This window comes from Paraburkholderia kirstenboschensis, assembly GCF_032806925.1.
Taxonomy (GTDB): domain Bacteria; phylum Pseudomonadota; class Gammaproteobacteria; order Burkholderiales; family Burkholderiaceae; genus Paraburkholderia; species Paraburkholderia kirstenboschensis.
Map to the genome: position 1 here is coordinate 336,309 of NZ_CP136512.1, position 14,756 is coordinate 351,064.

17 protein-coding genes are annotated in these 14,756 nt (G+C 60.5%); 5 read left to right on the forward strand and 12 right to left on the reverse strand.

Annotated features, from left to right (window positions below; all coding sequences use genetic code 11):
* Positions 1–52: 52 nt before the first annotated feature.
* The 7 genes from RW095_RS10155 to RW095_RS10185 all read right to left on the reverse strand — a co-directional run bounded on the left by RW095_RS10155 (position 53) and on the right by RW095_RS10185 (position 7,114).
* A complete protein-coding gene (locus tag RW095_RS10155) occupies positions 53–640 on the reverse strand; it encodes a PqiC family protein (RefSeq protein ID WP_317018842.1) in 588 nt (195 codons plus the stop codon).
* Entirely contained in the window at positions 637–2,253 is a 1,617-nt protein-coding gene (locus tag RW095_RS10160; protein ID WP_317018844.1) for a PqiB family protein, read from the reverse strand. The genes RW095_RS10155 and RW095_RS10160 overlap by 4 nt, the downstream gene beginning before the upstream one ends.
* Positions 2,231–3,523, reverse strand: coding sequence for a paraquat-inducible protein A (locus RW095_RS10165; protein ID WP_317018845.1), 1,293 nt, complete (start codon positions 3,521–3,523; stop codon positions 2,231–2,233). The genes RW095_RS10160 and RW095_RS10165 overlap by 23 nt, the downstream gene beginning before the upstream one ends.
* Positions 3,520–3,747: a hypothetical protein gene (locus tag RW095_RS10170; protein WP_317018847.1), complete on the reverse strand. Its 228-nt coding sequence runs from the start codon at positions 3,745–3,747 to the stop codon at positions 3,520–3,522. Before RW095_RS10170 ends, RW095_RS10165 begins: the two co-directional genes overlap by 4 nt.
* Before the next feature lie 213 nt (positions 3,748–3,960).
* On the reverse strand, positions 3,961–4,578 hold the full coding sequence (locus RW095_RS10175) for a response regulator transcription factor (protein ID WP_128586543.1): 618 nt from the start codon (positions 4,576–4,578) through the stop codon (positions 3,961–3,963).
* Positions 4,575–6,044 (reverse strand): sensor histidine kinase, encoded by a 1,470-nt coding sequence (locus RW095_RS10180; protein ID WP_317018849.1) that lies wholly within the window; start codon positions 6,042–6,044, stop codon positions 4,575–4,577. Before RW095_RS10180 ends, RW095_RS10175 begins: the two co-directional genes overlap by 4 nt.
* 866 nt (positions 6,045–6,910) lie before the next feature.
* On the reverse strand, positions 6,911–7,114 hold the full coding sequence (locus tag RW095_RS10185) for a type 2 periplasmic-binding domain-containing protein (RefSeq protein WP_317018850.1): 204 nt from the start codon (positions 7,112–7,114) through the stop codon (positions 6,911–6,913).
* A 158-nt stretch (positions 7,115–7,272) separates the two neighbouring features.
* Between RW095_RS10185 and RW095_RS10190 the strand changes: the two genes are divergently transcribed.
* Both RW095_RS10190 and RW095_RS10195 read left to right on the forward strand, forming a co-directional pair.
* Complete coding sequence (locus RW095_RS10190; protein WP_317018852.1) at positions 7,273–7,506, forward strand: Orn/Lys/Arg family decarboxylase; 234 nt, start codon at positions 7,273–7,275, stop codon at positions 7,504–7,506.
* A gap of 92 nt (positions 7,507–7,598) precedes the next feature.
* Entirely contained in the window at positions 7,599–8,972 is a 1,374-nt protein-coding gene (locus RW095_RS10195; protein WP_317018853.1) for a DUF3300 domain-containing protein, read from the forward strand.
* 91 nt (positions 8,973–9,063) lie between these two features.
* On the opposite strand, the gene RW095_RS10200 is transcribed toward RW095_RS10195, so the two are convergent.
* Positions 9,064–9,881, reverse strand: a protein-coding gene (locus tag RW095_RS10200) for an IS5-like element ISRme6 family transposase (RefSeq protein ID WP_317015035.1) whose coding sequence is annotated in 2 segments (ribosomal slippage) — positions 9,064–9,533 and positions 9,533–9,881 — 819 coding nt in all. Because the reading frame shifts where the segments join, the coding sequence is not laid out codon by codon here.
* Between the two features lie 153 nt (positions 9,882–10,034).
* On the opposite strand from RW095_RS10200, the gene RW095_RS10205 reads away from it, so the two are divergent.
* The 3 genes from RW095_RS10205 to RW095_RS41415 all read left to right on the forward strand — a co-directional run bounded on the left by RW095_RS10205 (position 10,035) and on the right by RW095_RS41415 (position 11,844).
* Complete coding sequence (locus RW095_RS10205) at positions 10,035–10,901, forward strand: DUF2950 domain-containing protein (RefSeq protein WP_317019811.1); 867 nt, start codon at positions 10,035–10,037, stop codon at positions 10,899–10,901.
* Positions 10,902–11,251: 350 nt separating this feature from the next.
* Positions 11,252–11,647 carry a hypothetical protein gene (locus RW095_RS10210; protein ID WP_317018855.1) on the forward strand — a complete coding sequence of 132 codons (396 nt, stop codon included), beginning with the start codon at positions 11,252–11,254 and terminating at the stop codon, positions 11,645–11,647.
* 8 nt (positions 11,648–11,655) lie between these two features.
* Entirely contained in the window at positions 11,656–11,844 is a 189-nt protein-coding gene (locus tag RW095_RS41415) for a hypothetical protein (RefSeq protein ID WP_394365118.1), read from the forward strand.
* 107 nt (positions 11,845–11,951) lie between these two features.
* Here the strand turns inward: RW095_RS41415 and RW095_RS10215 are convergent, their stop codons facing one another.
* The 4 genes from RW095_RS10215 to RW095_RS10230 form a co-directional block, all read right to left on the reverse strand.
* Positions 11,952–12,182, reverse strand: coding sequence for a DUF3072 domain-containing protein (locus RW095_RS10215; RefSeq protein ID WP_317018856.1), 231 nt, complete (start codon positions 12,180–12,182; stop codon positions 11,952–11,954).
* Positions 12,179–12,553, reverse strand: coding sequence for a response regulator transcription factor (locus RW095_RS10220; protein ID WP_317018858.1), 375 nt, complete (start codon positions 12,551–12,553; stop codon positions 12,179–12,181). Before RW095_RS10220 ends, RW095_RS10215 begins: the two co-directional genes overlap by 4 nt.
* 22 nt (positions 12,554–12,575) lie before the next feature.
* Positions 12,576–13,523 (reverse strand): chloride channel protein, encoded by a 948-nt coding sequence (locus RW095_RS10225; protein WP_317018860.1) that lies wholly within the window; start codon positions 13,521–13,523, stop codon positions 12,576–12,578.
* 270 nt (positions 13,524–13,793) lie between these two features.
* Positions 13,794–14,726, reverse strand: coding sequence for a LysR family transcriptional regulator (locus tag RW095_RS10230; RefSeq protein WP_317018861.1), 933 nt, complete (start codon positions 14,724–14,726; stop codon positions 13,794–13,796).
* Between the last annotated feature and the right edge of the window lie 30 nt (positions 14,727–14,756).

The window sequence follows — 14,756 nt, forward strand, 5'->3', positions numbered from 1 at the left end:
ATCATTGCCGCGCCGCGCGTTGTTTGACAGTCGCCTTCCGTCGCGCCCGCCATCAAGGTGCGCTGTTCGCCTCTACTGCCGCGGCGATATCGCGGCTGACCGTCGCGAGTGCCCGGTTATGCGCGCCCACTACTGCCCCCATGCCCGGCCCGGACACCGCTTCCAGTGCAACAGAGCGTCCATATATGGCCCGCCCCTTGCCCGGCGGGCGCACGGTCCAACGTGCGTCCACGGTCACGTCCTCGCCCGGCGTCGACTCGAAACGCATCACGTCCACTCGAACATGCCATGCGGTGAGCGGATCGGCAGCGCCGTCGAATACGGATACTTGCGGCGTGTTGAGCAATGCCGCGAGATCGTCAGCGATTACCCGCGCTATCTCTCCTTTCAACGGCTGCGCCCACCGGGCGTACTCATTGACAGCGACTTCGTTGCCCTCCATGCGAGTTACGATCTGCGGCCGATTGACCACATCGGGTATGGTCACGGGCCCCACTACCACTGACAGTGGGCGCGCCGCACTAACGCTGGCTGCTGGCGCATCTGCGCTCAATGTATAGAACGCGGCTGATGGCGACTTGCAGCCGCTAATCAGAACGGCGGCGAGCGCGGGCAAAAGATACACGTAGACGATCTTCACGGCTTTTGCTCCGACTTGCCCCGAACGAGTGCCTCGGGATGCTGTTGCAGGTAATCGGCCAGATTGCGAAGTGAGGAAGCGGTCAACGTCAGTTCGCGCATCGCTTCTTCAGTGGACTGCTGCAACGACGAATCCGGTTGCAACGCATTGTTCGCGGAGTCGAGTGCCGACTGCGCAGACACAAGCGTGTCGTGAGCTTTCGGCACTACATTCTTGTCCACCCGCGACAACAGCGAATTGGTCGTTTTCATCGCCGCGCGCGCGTCGTTGCCGATTGCTTCGAATGGAATGGCGTTGAGTTTCGTCAGGAGGCGGGTCACCGAATCCTGCAATGACTGCAATGTACGCGGCACCGCCGGAAGCTCGGGCGGCGTCTTGTCCCAGTCGATGCTTGCCTTCCTCGCGTCCGGGAAATAATCGAATGCCAGGTAAAGCTGGCCAGTCAAAGGGTTTCCGCTTCGCAACTGGAAGCGGAAACCATTCGCGACGAGATAGTTGGCGAGCTCGCGTGGATTTTCGTGAAGTCGTCCGCCCGCGCCCGTCTGATAGCGCGACGTGAAGCGCTCAGGATAAATTTCGACCTCCACCGGAATACTGAACCGCCGCGTGCCGCGGTCGAAACGGGTGTAAATCGCCTTGACTTCCCCAATCACCACACCGCGAAAATCGACAGGTGCGCCCACCGTGAGCCCTCGCACCGAATCGGTAAAGTTCACGACGTACCGATCGACAATACGGTCGTGCTGTTTCATCGCGTCGCCACGCGATGCATAAAGTTCAAAGCGCGTATTCGCGCCTGCCGGAATGTCTTCTGTCGTATCCGCGGGCGATTCGAACGCGACGCCGCCGATGATCACCGAGACGATCGACTGCGTCTCCACCTTCAGGCCATTCGCATCGAATTCCATATTGACGCCACTCGCATGCCAGAAGCGCGTATCGGCTTTGACAAACGCATCGTAAGGCGCATTGACGAATACCTTCAGCGTTACGCCTTTTCCATCGGGGTCCAATTGATATGAAGCAATCTGGCCCACCCGAAGCCTGCGGAAAAAAACCGGCGACCCGACGTCGAGGGAACCGAGGCCCGTGCTTTTGAGTGTGAACTCCCTGCCCGGCATATCGCTCGCGAATACAGGCGGCGCTTCGAGTCCGACAAAGTCGCGGCGCGACTTCTTCGCGCTCCCGACATCGACGTCGATATACGATCCCGACAGGAGCGTTCCGAGCCCGGAGACCGTACCGCCCGAGATGCGCGGCCGCACCACCCAGAAGCGCGTGTCGTCGACCAGCAGGTTCGCGACGTCACGTGTGACTTCCGCCCGGGCTACCACTCGTTTCTGGTCGGGTGACAGCATGACCGCTTCTACTATGCCAATGTCGACGTCCTTGAGCTTGAGTTTGGTCTTGCCCGCTTCGAGTCCCTCGCCGGTTTTGAAACTGACCGTGATCTTCTCGCCGCGTTCGAGCACGGCTTTAGTAGCAAGCCATCCGCCAATCAACACCGCCACGATAGGCACGAGCCACACAAGCTGCATGCGCCAGCGGGAGCGCGGAATCACATCCGCCTGCGGAAGTTCCGGGGTGTCGTTAGCTTCGTCGGGCCCGGACATGATCCGTCTCCGCTGCGTCCCACATGAGACGCGGATCGAACGACAGCGCGGCGAATAGCGTCAGCACCACGACTGCGCCGAAGGCGATGGCCGCCGGACCTGCCTTGATCGTCGCAAGCGCCTGGAACTGCACCAGCGCGACGAGCATCGTGATGACGTAGATGTCCAGCATCGACCAGCGGCCAACGAGCTCGACCACGCGATAGATGCGCGTACGCTGCTCGGGAAGCCACCGCGACCCCAACTGCGTCGAGATCGTCAGGTACCCGAGGCCTATGATCTTGAGCATCGGCACGACGATGCTTGCAATGAACACCAACGCGGCGAGCGGCCACGAGCCGGAAATCCACAGATAAACGACGCCGCTCATGATGGTGTCTTTCTGTGCGCCAAAGAGCGAACTCGTGTCCATCACTGGCAACACGTTCGCGGGAACGTATAGAACCGTGGCAGCGAGAAGATAGGCCCATGTTCTGGAAAGGCTCAGTGGCTTGCGGCTGTGCAATGGCGATCCACAACGGGGACAGTCTCGTACATGACCCTTTTCGTGTCGCGCTGGAACCAGCAGACCACACTCGTGACACAGCACGAGACCGCACCCGGCCGCGGTGAGCGTCGCGCTACCCGGCGTGGACGGCCGCAGCTTCAACGGGCGCTCCGCGTGACGCGCTCGCGCTATGCGCGCCCATAGCTCATGTGGATCGAACGACGCAGAAGCGGCCGCAAGCAGAAGCATCAAAACGACAAACGACCATAACGCGGTCTCCGGCACCACCTTTGCAATGTGAGCGAGTTTGACGAGGGCCACGAGCAGGCCAAGAATCAGCACTTCGGTCATTCCCCAGGGCCGCGCGAGGCGAAACAGCCTGAACGCTTCGACCGCATAAGCCGGCACACGCCCGAAACGCAGCGGAACGAGCAGCCAGCACATCGAAAGAGTCTGCAGCGCCGGCATCACAATCGTCGTGATGCCCACGAGTAACGCAAGCGGCCACATTCCGTCGATGTAGAGCACGCGAACCGAGCCGGCGAGCGTCGTCCGTACGACATGACCGTTGACTGACAAGCCGACGATCGGGCTTACGTTCGAAATGATCAGCAGTACGACGGCGGCCAGCGTGAACGCCAGCGCATATTCCGGGCCGTTGGAACGACCGCGACGCAGTTCTGCATGGCAGCGCCGGCAGCGCAATGTACTGCCGGGAGAGACTGCCGGCCCCAGTTGCAGCAAGTCACAATCGTGGCACGCAAGGACCTCCGCCGGTCTCATCTTGCCTCCCATGCGAACGGCTGCGCGGGCTCGGCGTCGAGTACTTCTATGTAGCTTACGTAATCTTCTTCGTACCGCCGACGCGCCAGCTTCGACCATGTCACGAGTACTTCCACGTGACTGGTTTCCGCTCTGCTCGCAACGGACAGCATCAACCGTACGATGGCGCGGCAAACAGACTCGTCGTCGTCCGCCACAGCAACGATTTGTTTAAGGTTGACCATAGGACAGTGCGCTCGCGAGGTCGCTGCGTAATTACGCCTTTTAGCCGAGCGTAGCGAGAGAACCGACGTTTCGATATAAGACCTTAGTCCACTAGCGACGCGAAAAATAATGACTTCGCGCTAGAGGCGGTTTGTGCGGGCGGCCCCGCGGAGTGTTTGCGAGGCGTTCCGAGGACCGTTCGCGATTCCAGGACGGCCATCGCGAAGGGGGTGTCATTCAGCGTCGCGCACCTGAACCTTGTCGGATAGGCGAAGGAGTTCGACGATCGATCTGGCCTTCATCTTCTCCATGACTCGCGCGCGATGAATTTTGATCGTTTTCTCAGCCGCACCCAGATCGCTCGCGACCTGCTTGTTCAGCCGTCCCGTCAGAACGAGCGCCATCACCTCCCGTTCGCGGCGCGTCAGGTGACCGACACGTTCCTCGATCTCTTCGCGCTCGCGTCGTTTATTGAACTCTTCTACTGCTACCTTGAGCGCCCTGTCGAGCACCGCAAGCAACGAGGCTTCGCATACCGGCTTGGGCAGAAAGTCGAGTGCCCCCGCCTTCATTGCATCGACGCTCGAACTGATGTCGCCGTGGCCGGTCAGAAAAATGATGGGCATGCGCCGCTGCAACCGGCGCTGCAAGTCGAGCCCATTCATGCCGGGCATCTGCAGGTCGAGCAGGAGGCATGTGGGGAAGTCGGCGAGATCGGTTCTGTCGAGGAGTGCTTCTGGGGAGTCGAAGCACTCGACATGATGGCCGGCCGCACGCAGCAAACGCGCGAGGCCTGATCGCACCAGTCCGTCATCGTCGAGAATAAACACGCGGGCGATAGTTTGGCTCATGATGTGCGACGCGAGGCGTCTTCCTCCATGGCATGCCGTTGCGGCAGCGTGACGTGGAACGACGCACCTTTTCCCTCGTTATTCTCGCCCCATAGCCGCCCGCCATGCGCATTGACAATAGTACGGCTGATGGAAAGCCCAAGCCCGAGCCCTTGGGGCTTCGTGGTAAAAAACGGCATGAACAGCTTGTCTATCTTATCCAGCTTCAGTCCGTGGCCACGGTCTCTCACTGTAATTCTCACGCCTCCACCAGGCTCCGCGCGCACGGTCGTATCGACTGTGCGATCCGTCGGCGAGCAATCTTTGACAGCGTCAAAACCGTTCAGTATCAGGTTGAGCAGGACCTGCTCCAATTGAACCCGGTCGCCGTAGACCATGGGCAGGTCTTTGGCGACATCGAACGTGGTCCGGACGCCGCGAACCATTGCGTCACTATGCACAAGCAACGCAATATCATCGACCACGCTGCCGATGTCCAATGGCAGCAGCTCGATATCCCCTTTTCTGGCCAACGTGCGAATTTTCTGGATCACTTCGCTCGCCCGCACGTTCGCCAACACAATGTCACTCAATGCTTCATTGAGTTCCGTTCGATTGATCGTATCGGACTCCGCGAACCGCTGGGCCGCCTGAGCATTGGTCAGGATTGCAGTGAGCGGCTGATTGAGTTCGTGAGCGAGCGATCCCGTCAATTCTCCGAGAGACGACACGCGGGCCAGATGCGCAAGCTCCTTACGGCTATGCTCAACCTCGCTGCATCCCGTTCGATCGTATATGGCTGTGATTCGCAATGACCGGTTACGCAGACGGTATTCGACCGTGTTTGCCTCAGCAGCAAAGCTTCCGCCGCTGCGCCGCTGCGCGGCCAGTAGCTGTCTGGCAGGTGCGTTGAAGCTGCGCCTGGAGCGTGCGCCACTCGGGGCCGGCAAGCCCTTATCCAGATCGCAGTCCGCAGGGAAAAGAGTATCAGCGGGTGCGCCGATGAGTTCTTCTATTGTGTAGCCAAAAATCTCGGCCAAACTGCTATTCGCGTATGTAATTCTATCTTGTTGATCCACCGCGAAAATCGCTACCGGCAATAGTTCGAGTGCTTCTCTCAAAGGCGTCTTTACGTCGAAAAACCTGTCGGGGCGGCGGTGCCGTTCAGACACCCATGAAATAAAAGCCGCGAGGCGGGGGAAAGCAATTCGTTTGCGCCCCGGCGATTGCGCGTTGGCATCCGCAGAATGCTTTGGCGCCATCGCAGCGCCAACGCTAGAAATGGAGAACGTGGGAAATCCACCCTGCTGAACTGCGCGGCCGGGGGCGCTCGCTTCGCTATTCGAATTGACGACCGATTGCAAACACGGAGCACGGGACCATTCGCTGAAGCCGAAGCGGGAACGGCGCCATTGAGAGCGTGACCGCCGCGTGGCACCCGAAACCTTTGTGACAGGGTCGCGGCTCCCCACAATTTCATGGATCATGGTATCTCCGACCCGTGCAAGCTGTTGGCGAATTGGATACGCACCGCCTCAGCCTGGTCTCCCGGCGTGAGCACATCGTTCGTTAATCGAATTATATCTGCCGCACAACTGCATGTTAGAAGTACGCGTACTGAACATCAAGCGGTAAAACCGCCAATTTCCATTGAACGAAACAAATCTTAGTTAGCGGCGTACATGCATTGCCAGGCGTTCTCAGACAAGAAAAATCGCAATGCCGAAATTGCAATGAAAACTGCAGACTCGCACTGGCCTCTTCCCATAAGCGGCATTGTCTGGAATCACATACCGACGCGATACCGGTTGCTCCGTGAGGGAATACCCTTTGTGGCGGGAAAACGCGATGAAATCAGAGAGCGATGGCGTGTTTGCTAGCGCGATATTTTGCTGTCGCAGCCAGGTTCCCATTGTCGATGTTGGATTTTCGAGCAACACGGCAAAAGCGCAAACGTTTTTTGCAGGAAGGAGAGAGCCTGGCGAGGGCCTGGCCAGTGCCAATGCCGGATACGACGCCCGCAGCCACACCGCCCCTGCGGCGGTGGCTGCGAGGAAACTTCACCGTGCCCGCTCGCCCCGAATGCGCAAGGGCGCTGCGATAAAGCGCGGACTCCAGGTGAGTGGAGCACACGCTGCCGGCCACGCCGCAATAGCGCATCGTGACCTGTCAATAGTTACATAGTCGGGAACCATAGTCAGTCCTCGTATGGCAAAGCGTTTCGACACCCTTGGGGCGTTCACTCAGGCAACGCCACGACACTGAAAAATCTTTGCGCATCCTGATCGGGCTGGCCGAACGACGTCGTATAAAGGCCGCGAAATTCAGTAGAAGCAAACAATCGGCTCAAGGTTCAATCAACTACCAGCCGCAAATCGTCTTCGCCTTTTGCAAAGCCGATTGCTACCGGCGCGTAGGTGAAGCGCCGGTCGAGCACGGTCACCTGGTCGCCGAAAGGCGCGCGGGTCGCGGCGGCAAGCAGGATCGAACGTTCCGCGAACATCACGTTGGCCTTGCGGTCGATCACATCTCCAATCCCGGCGTCGACGTTCGACACACACGATCTTCGCGGGGATTTCGAGTTCCGCGAGCTTCGTCGCCACCCAGTGCTCTGTCGTCGATCCGGCGACCACGGAGATCGTCTGCGCGGACAATATCTGCGCAGGCGTTGCTCCCGCACTGCGACAAAGCGCTCCTGCGGCGTCACCGGCACCCATGCCGCTCAACGAGCTCGCAGACCGCATTGCGGCTGTGATGCTGGTGCCGTACCCGCCGGGCATTCCTGTCATCATGCCCGGCGAACAGTTCGACAAACCCTCGGTACTTGCCTATCTGCGAAATTGCTACGAACAGCAAGCCAGATTTCCCGGCTTCGAAACGGAGATTCACGGGCTCGAAATGGTGCGTGAAGGAGACGCCATTCGCTACGACGTCTGTTGCGTTGAATAGCGCAGTGACAGTCTGGCAACGATAGGACCAACGTCCGATTCTTTCCGGTCTGAAATTGGCCATCATGATTCGTAGCCAGGTAAGGAGCGGTCATGTCTCTGAGGAAAGAACTTTGGGCTAAAACAGTACGGCGGTTCGCGACATTACTGCTGCTCCTCGGCGCGGCCGCCGTGCACGCGCAGTCTTCGGCCCCGCCTCAGCCCGCGCCTTTCAAGCCAGAGGAGATCGAGGCGCTGGTGGCCCCGGTCGCCCTTTATCCCGACTCTCTGCTGTCGCAAGTCTTGATGGCGTCCACGTATCCTTTGGAGATCGTGTACGCGGCGCGCTGGGTCAAGGCTAACCCGAAGTTGAAGGGCGAAGACGCCGTGAAGGCCGTGGAGAGCCAGACGTGGGACGTTAGCGTGAAGTCGCTCGTCGCCTTCCCGCAGATTCTCGAACCTATGAGCGACAAACTCGACTGGACACAAAAACTCGGCGATGCATTTCTCGCGCAGGAGAAAGACGTGCTGGCCGCCGTCCAGCGCTTGCGGGCGCGAGCAGACAAGTCGGGCAACCTCAAGTCGAATGAACAGCAAAAAGTGATTGTCGAAGCGGCGCCCGAAGCCGGACAGACAATCGTGAAGATCGAACCTGCCAACCCGCAGGTTATCTATGTGCCCGCGTATAACCCGACGGTGGTCTACGGATCGTGGGGCTACCCGACCTACCCTCCGTACTACTGGCCACCCTCCCCGGCCTACTATCCAGGCGCGGCACTGGCGACGGGTTTCGCCTGGGGCGTCGGCCTCGCGGCTGCGGGCGCCATGTTCGGCAACTGCAACTGGGGCGGCGGCGACGTCAACATCAATGTCGATAAAGCGAGGAACGTCGATCGCAGCTTCGATCGCACCAAGGTCGAGGGCGGACGCTGGAAACACGATTCGAGTCATCGTCAAGGCGTTGCCTACCGCGACAATGCAAGCCGCGAGAAGTACTCGCGCAATGTATCGGGCGCAGACGCACGTTCCGATTTTCGCGGCCGCGAAAGCGGTGCCGGTGAACGCAACGGTTCGGGCGCAAGAGGCGATGCGGGCAATCGCGGAACGGCCGGCGACAGGGGCGGCGCAGGTGCAGGCGGAGGCAATCGCGCGACGACCGCCGATCGCTCCGGTTCGGCTAATCGCGCCGCTGCGGCCGACCGGCCCAACGCTACCGATCGTCCGAGTGCCGGCGACAGGTCCGCTGGCGGCGATCGCATGGCGGCAACGGACAGGTCATCCGCGGCTAACCGCGCAGGCACCTCTGACCGCGGCGGCGGCTATGGTGGCGGGCGAGACAACGCCTTCCAGGGAGTGGATCGCGGGAACTCCGCACAGCGCAGCTACGATCGCGGACATGCCAGCGCGCAGGCATCCAGTTTCAATCGGGGCGGCGCAGGCGGCGGCATGTCGCGAGGGGGCGGAGGCGGCGGACGTGGCAGACGCTAGGCGGGCGGCATGCGAGCTACAAGCAAGTGACGAGCCGCGGACAATGAACAATGAACAGCGACCGATGTCAGGTCGAGCCTTAGAGGCCAGTTCAAAAAGGCTGCTCCGTACGCCTGAAGATGTTCCAGCAGACGAGGGCGCAGCCGAATTTCAAGAATGCTTCGTGAATGTCAGCTCGACGATCGAAGCGTATGCGAAGACGACGGAAGTTGTGGAGCCACGAGTGAGTCCGTTCAACGACCCAACGGAATTTGCCCAGACCACTGCCATGTTCAGTGCGGCGCCTTGCGATCACCGGTTTGATGCCGCGTTCGCGCAATCGTTGACGATGCGGATCGGAATCGTAACCACGATCGGCATAGATGACCTTGGGTCTCTGAAGTGGTCGGCCGCGCGCGCCGCGGATCGGGGGAATCGCGTCGACGAGCGGCAGCAACTGGGTGACGTCGTTGCGGTTCGCGCCGGTCAGGATGGCGCTGATGGGAACGCCATTGGCGTCTACGAGGATGTGGTGCTTGGAACCGGGTCGCGAGCGATCCGTGGGGTTCGGGCCAGTTTTTCGCCCGCCCCAACAGCGCGTACCGACGAGGAATCGACAGCAGCGTATGAAAGATCGATCTGCCCGGCCTCGCGCAACTTGTCGAGCAGCAGTTCGTGCAGTCGATCCCATACTCCTGCATTGCGCCAGTCGTTCAGTCGTCGCCAGCAGGTCGCGCCGGAGCCAAAGCCCAATACGGTCGGCAGGTGGTTCCATCGCAGACCGGTTTTCAACACGAACAGGATGCCATTCAACGCCGCCCGATCCGATACGCGTGGGCGACCAGGATGCTCTTTGCGCCGAGGCTTGGGCGGCGGCAGTAACGGTTCGATCAGTATCCACAATTCGTCATCAATGATCGGCGCTTCCATCCCTTGGGTTCCCTTGTTCAGACATCCAAGGTTAACAGTTTGCCGAGAAAGTAAACAGCCCCCTCAGGGGTTTTTGAACTGGCCTCTTAGGGAGCCGAGATCATGAAGTCACCGTTGCAATCCTGGCGGGCGTGCCTCGCCAACGGGTGCTGCATGACGGCGGCGGTCTGCGCGCTGTTCTTCGGGGTCGCGCCCGCCGTGCACGCGCAGAAAAGCTTTCCGTCGCCCGGAGCGGCAATGGATGCATTCGGCAACGCAGTCCTCAATGACCAGGAGGCGGCACTACAGACCATCTTCGGTCATGAATTCCGCAATCTGATTCCTCCCGTGGGCGCCGAGGTCCGCGGTCGCTTCCGCGATGCCTGGGATACCTCACATACCATTGAGCAGGTCGACTCGCGCCACGCCCGCATTGCAGTGGGTAACGACGGCTGGACATTTCCCGTGCCTCTGGTCAAGTCCGCACAGGGATGGCAGTTCGATATACGCGACGGCATCGAGGAAATGCGTTTGCGGCGTATTGGTCGCAACGAACTGGCGGTAATGCAGACGATGCTGGCGATCTATGACGCGCAACGTGAATATGCGTCGACCGATCATGACGGCGACGGGCTTCTAGCGTATGCATCGAAACTGACTAGTTCTCCGGGTAAGCAGGATGGCCTGTACTGGCCCACTGGCCCCGACGAACCGCCCAGCCCGCTTGGCCCTGCGTTCCTGAAAGCGGGCGCCCGTCATAGCGCGGACGGCGGCTATTACGGCTACCACTACAAACTGCTCAAATCACAGGGGCCGCATGCTCCCGGTGGCGCCTACGACTATGTTGCGCGCGGCAAGCTGTTCGGCGGATTTGCGGTTATCGCCTGGCCCGTGCGGTACGGAGACACCGGTATCAAGAGCTTCATGGTGAGTCAGGCTGGCGAGGTGTATGAGCGCGACCTGGGCGCCGACACCGCGCAGAAAGCGGAGGCGATCAAGTCATTCGATCCTGGCCCCGGCTGGGAGAAAGTGTCTCCTTGACTGGGTGACACATCTGGCCGAGGCAGCGAATGGCTCACACTCGCGCCAAGTCGGCAACGGCGAAAGTTTAATTCGGATTGCAGATAGAAATATAGAGTCGACGCCTCTGACTGTCCTTCGTGCATGGCAGCGAGTTCTCCGAAACTCCGAACACATCTGCCATGTGCGACAAGACTGTCCGCTCACCATATGTTGCGTGCGCTGCTCATCGCGCACCGTCGCTCCCGTTCGGCTTTGCACCGCAGCACGACCTGCATGTCGCGTCGAGCCGCATTGATGACAACGGCAACCGGGCCCACCGGGCAAAGTGCTAGGATGCATCATCGGGCTCAACAGACGACGGCACACATATGGCGCATTACGCACGCAAAGCAACGCTGGCGGCATCTATCGACGAGCTTCGCCCCGCACCCGGCGAGACAGCCGCGCTCACCGACGTTTTGCGCCACTGGCGAGCCTTTGCGCGAATGACAGAGGCATTGCAAGACAATGTCCCTCTCGCAACCATCCTGGACGAGGCGGCCAAATGCGCCGCCCTCGGCTGCAATGCGCCAATGTCAAAGGTGCTCGAAGTCGAAGGAGACGGCGATGTGCTGGTCGTCAAGGGGCAATATGGCATGGGCGCAGAAGTGATAGGCCGCTCTGCGGGGGCCGTACAAGCTTGGAATCCGGCCGGTGAGGCGCTAGCCAATGCGAAGCCGGTGGTCGAGCCAGACGTTCGCCAACGGCCTCTTCAGGCCAGCTGAAAATAAGTTTGACGCGAAACCCGTCCGGTGGATACACAATCTGCGTAGCCGATAATGGCCGTGGCTTGCTTCCAGGCGCTCTTGAACACATCGGCCTGCGTACGAGTCGTCGCATACTATCGAGCATCGGCGGGCAACTTCACCACCGCTCGCAACCTGCTCCGGGAACCGTATGGGAATTAACGCTCCCGGAATAGCTGCGAACGGCAGGCGCATTGGTCAATATGCCGGTCAGTGCCCGGCTTCTTCGCCTTGCGCGACGCCAGGCGCCCTCCACACACGAATGGCAAAAAGAAAAGCCCGGTCAGGACTTCCTGCGCCCGGTCTTGTCCTGAAGTTCGTCGATCCGTCGAGACGCTTCCGCCTTGGTCAGCGAGCCGTCGAACGTCTCTTTTGCTTCTTCGCACAGCGTCTTGAGGTACGAGGCTTGAGCGCCCGTCATCGGTTCTTCGCCCGTCACCCAGTCATCCGGATCTTTCCCGGCATTCGACGTGCGATGCGCCTTCGGATTGTCGTCGCCAGAGCCGGCGTTCAAGCCTCGTCATTCTTGCGGGCGATGGCAAGCTCGATCGAATCGAGCAGCACCTCTTCAGCGAAGGGCTTTCGAAGAAACCCCACCGCACCATTGCGCATGGCCCGTTCGACCGTCTGCCCGTCGCCGTGCGCCGACATGAACACCACTGGAATCGACCGGTGGCCCGCGTTCAATCGACGTTGTACTTCCAGTCCGGGCATGCCGCGCATCCTGATGTCCAGCAACACGCAGAGTGCATCGTCAATCAAGGGCGACGCGAGAAACTCCTCGCCCGAAGAGAAAGCCAAGGTGCTGTACCCAACGGATTTAAGAAGGTTGCCGACGCCGCTCCGTATCGAGGCGTCATCGTCAACGATGCAAACAAAACTCATAGCTGCCACCACTCCAATGCCGTTACCAGGAGACGACCGCTTCGACCGCAGTCACGCTGTGTCGCGCGACCATCCCCAAACCGCATCCCGATACGGTTTCCGTTTGCGCGAGAAACTCCGCCTTCCGCGACAACGCCTCGTCCGCTTCGCCTGAACAGTAGAGCTTGCGCAGCGCGTATTCCCGGGTAGTTTCGAGCAAAACGGTGAGCCTCGTGAACTGCCAGGCCGCAAGGCCAATAAGCGGCCCAGCCAGCGCCGACCACACGATCAACGAAGCGGTGCACGCATAATGCGGCACGTCGTATTGCGGGAAGTCGCCGAGACCGGCTCGCGCGATGAGCCCCGCAATCGCCGAGGTGACGACCGCCGGCACGAGCGCTCGCCAACCGATAGTGAAGACCAATCCTTCCAGCACGTACACCGCACCTGCAAGCGGCACGTTATAGACCGCGGCAAGGCCCGCGCCAGCGCCACACGCGACCATGATTCTGGATTCATCCACCGTGAGTCTGGCGAACGACGCCAGTCTGCCGGCCAGCATCGCGCCGATTTCGCGAGGCGCGACTTCCCGCCCCAACGGCGAGCCCAGCGCGACGGTGACAATTTGCAGCAATGCGTGGCAGACGGTTGCGACGGCAGGCACGCGCGGGTCGTCGCTGCTCACCGCTCGCGCGATGCTGACCAGCGGTCTGCACCAGCGATAGACCGCCCACCAGCCGACACCCGCGACCAGCCCGCAGAGCGCGAGCATTTCCACTCGCCGCGAGCGGCTCGCAGCTGTCACGCCTTGTTGAAAGCTCTCCTTGCTGAAGATGGTTTCGATGCTGTAGCCATAGGCGACATGCTGAACCGTATGCAACAGCGCGGCGAGTCCCAGCCCAGCCACGCCGCCGGCTACCCCGATCAGGACCACGACTGCGGCCCAACGCAACGAATGCCCGATGGCGCGCGGTTCAGATCGTGGATGCATGTGGGAGGTTCGAGTTCAAGGATTCAGAAGCCGGCGTGTGTGCCGGCTGTCGAGCTTTGCTGGCTCATGCGGCACCGCTTGCAAATAGAGGCTAATTCTACCGATGCGGTCTTGATGCAGCCTGTAGAAAACGCACTGAATCTTCGTAAAGGAACGTTTGAGAAAGTACCGTCTATTGCCGTATCGGTCGGTCTTTCGTTCGGCCTGGAAGATTTCGAATTCTTCTGCAGGGACTTCGTCCGAACGGATGCAATCGCCGGGCTTTGCCGCTCAGCCTTCCAGCGCCATCTGGAGCCGGGCTTCGAGAAACTGCACGAGCGCACGCACCTTGCTCGAATGACGTCGATTCGGCAGGTACGCCGCGTAGACGATTGCGTCGCCCTGATGAGGGCTTGCATCGAAGTTCTCGAAGAGGCGCATCAAACGTCCCGCACGAATCTCGTCGCCGACGAGCCATTCCGGCAGCAATGCAACACCCCGTCCCGCGAGAACGGCTTGGTGCAGGATATCGAGGCTGTTGGATAGCAGATGACCTCGCACCTCGACACGCTCTTCGACGCGCCCTTCAGCCGACTCGCGCCGAAAGGTCCACACCTGCCGCGAACGATAGCCACCGCCGTATGCAATGCGAAGGCACTCATGGGAGTCGAGCGCGTGCGGAGTTTGCGGTGTGCCGCAGCGGGCCAGGTAGTCATGGCTCGCCACGACATAACGCGGGTTGTCCGTCAGTTTGCGCACGACCAGGTTGGCGTCGCGATCGGGCAGACCGATGCGGATTGCGACGTCGATACGGTCAAGCGCGAGATCGGAGAAATGATCCGCAACAACGACGTCGAGAAACACCCTGGGATTAGCCGACAGGAACGCCGCGAGGTGCGGGGCAAGCCGCAGCCGGCTATAGGTGGACGGCACCGAGATGCGCAGCGCCCCTACCGGCGAGGCGCCGCTGTCGAACACGCTCTCGTCCGCTTCGGCGAGATCGTCGAGCACCTTGCCGACCTGTTCGACATAAGCAATGCCGGCGTCGGTCAGGCTCACCTTGCGCGGCGTGCGAGTCAGCAAAGCAGTGCCCAAAGAGGCTTCGAGTGAATCCATCAGCCGCGTGACCGACGAGGTCGCCACTCCGAGACGTTGTGCGGCCTTCGAAAAGCCTCCCGCATCGGCGACTTTGAGCAATGTGGTGAGAGCGAGGAGTTTGTCCATATACGACCCAGTCGACGTTTCATTGCGCTC

Coding starts and splice junctions, on each gene's coding strand:
- RW095_RS10160 (WP_317018844.1), bottom strand. CDS start 2,253: ATGTCCGGGCCCGACGAAGCTAACGACACCCCGGAACTTCCGCAGGCG.
- RW095_RS10165 (WP_317018845.1), bottom strand. CDS start 3,523: ATGAGACCGGCGGAGGTCCTTGCGTGCCACGATTGTGACTTGCTGCAA.
- RW095_RS10170 (WP_317018847.1), bottom strand. CDS start 3,747: ATGGTCAACCTTAAACAAATCGTTGCTGTGGCGGACGACGACGAGTCT.
- RW095_RS10175 (WP_128586543.1), bottom strand. CDS start 4,578: ATGAGCCAAACTATCGCCCGCGTGTTTATTCTCGACGATGACGGACTG.
- RW095_RS10180 (WP_317018849.1), bottom strand. CDS start 6,044: ATGATCCATGAAATTGTGGGGAGCCGCGACCCTGTCACAAAGGTTTCG.
- RW095_RS10190 (WP_317018852.1), top strand. CDS start 7,273: ATGCCGCTCAACGAGCTCGCAGACCGCATTGCGGCTGTGATGCTGGTG.
- RW095_RS10195 (WP_317018853.1), top strand. CDS start 7,599: ATGTCTCTGAGGAAAGAACTTTGGGCTAAAACAGTACGGCGGTTCGCG.
- RW095_RS10205 (WP_317019811.1), top strand. CDS start 10,035: ATGACGGCGGCGGTCTGCGCGCTGTTCTTCGGGGTCGCGCCCGCCGTG.
- RW095_RS10210 (WP_317018855.1), top strand. CDS start 11,252: ATGGCGCATTACGCACGCAAAGCAACGCTGGCGGCATCTATCGACGAG.
- RW095_RS10220 (WP_317018858.1), bottom strand. CDS start 12,553: ATGAGTTTTGTTTGCATCGTTGACGATGACGCCTCGATACGGAGCGGC.
- RW095_RS10225 (WP_317018860.1), bottom strand. CDS start 13,523: ATGCATCCACGATCTGAACCGCGCGCCATCGGGCATTCGTTGCGTTGG.
- RW095_RS10230 (WP_317018861.1), bottom strand. CDS start 14,726: ATGGACAAACTCCTCGCTCTCACCACATTGCTCAAAGTCGCCGATGCG.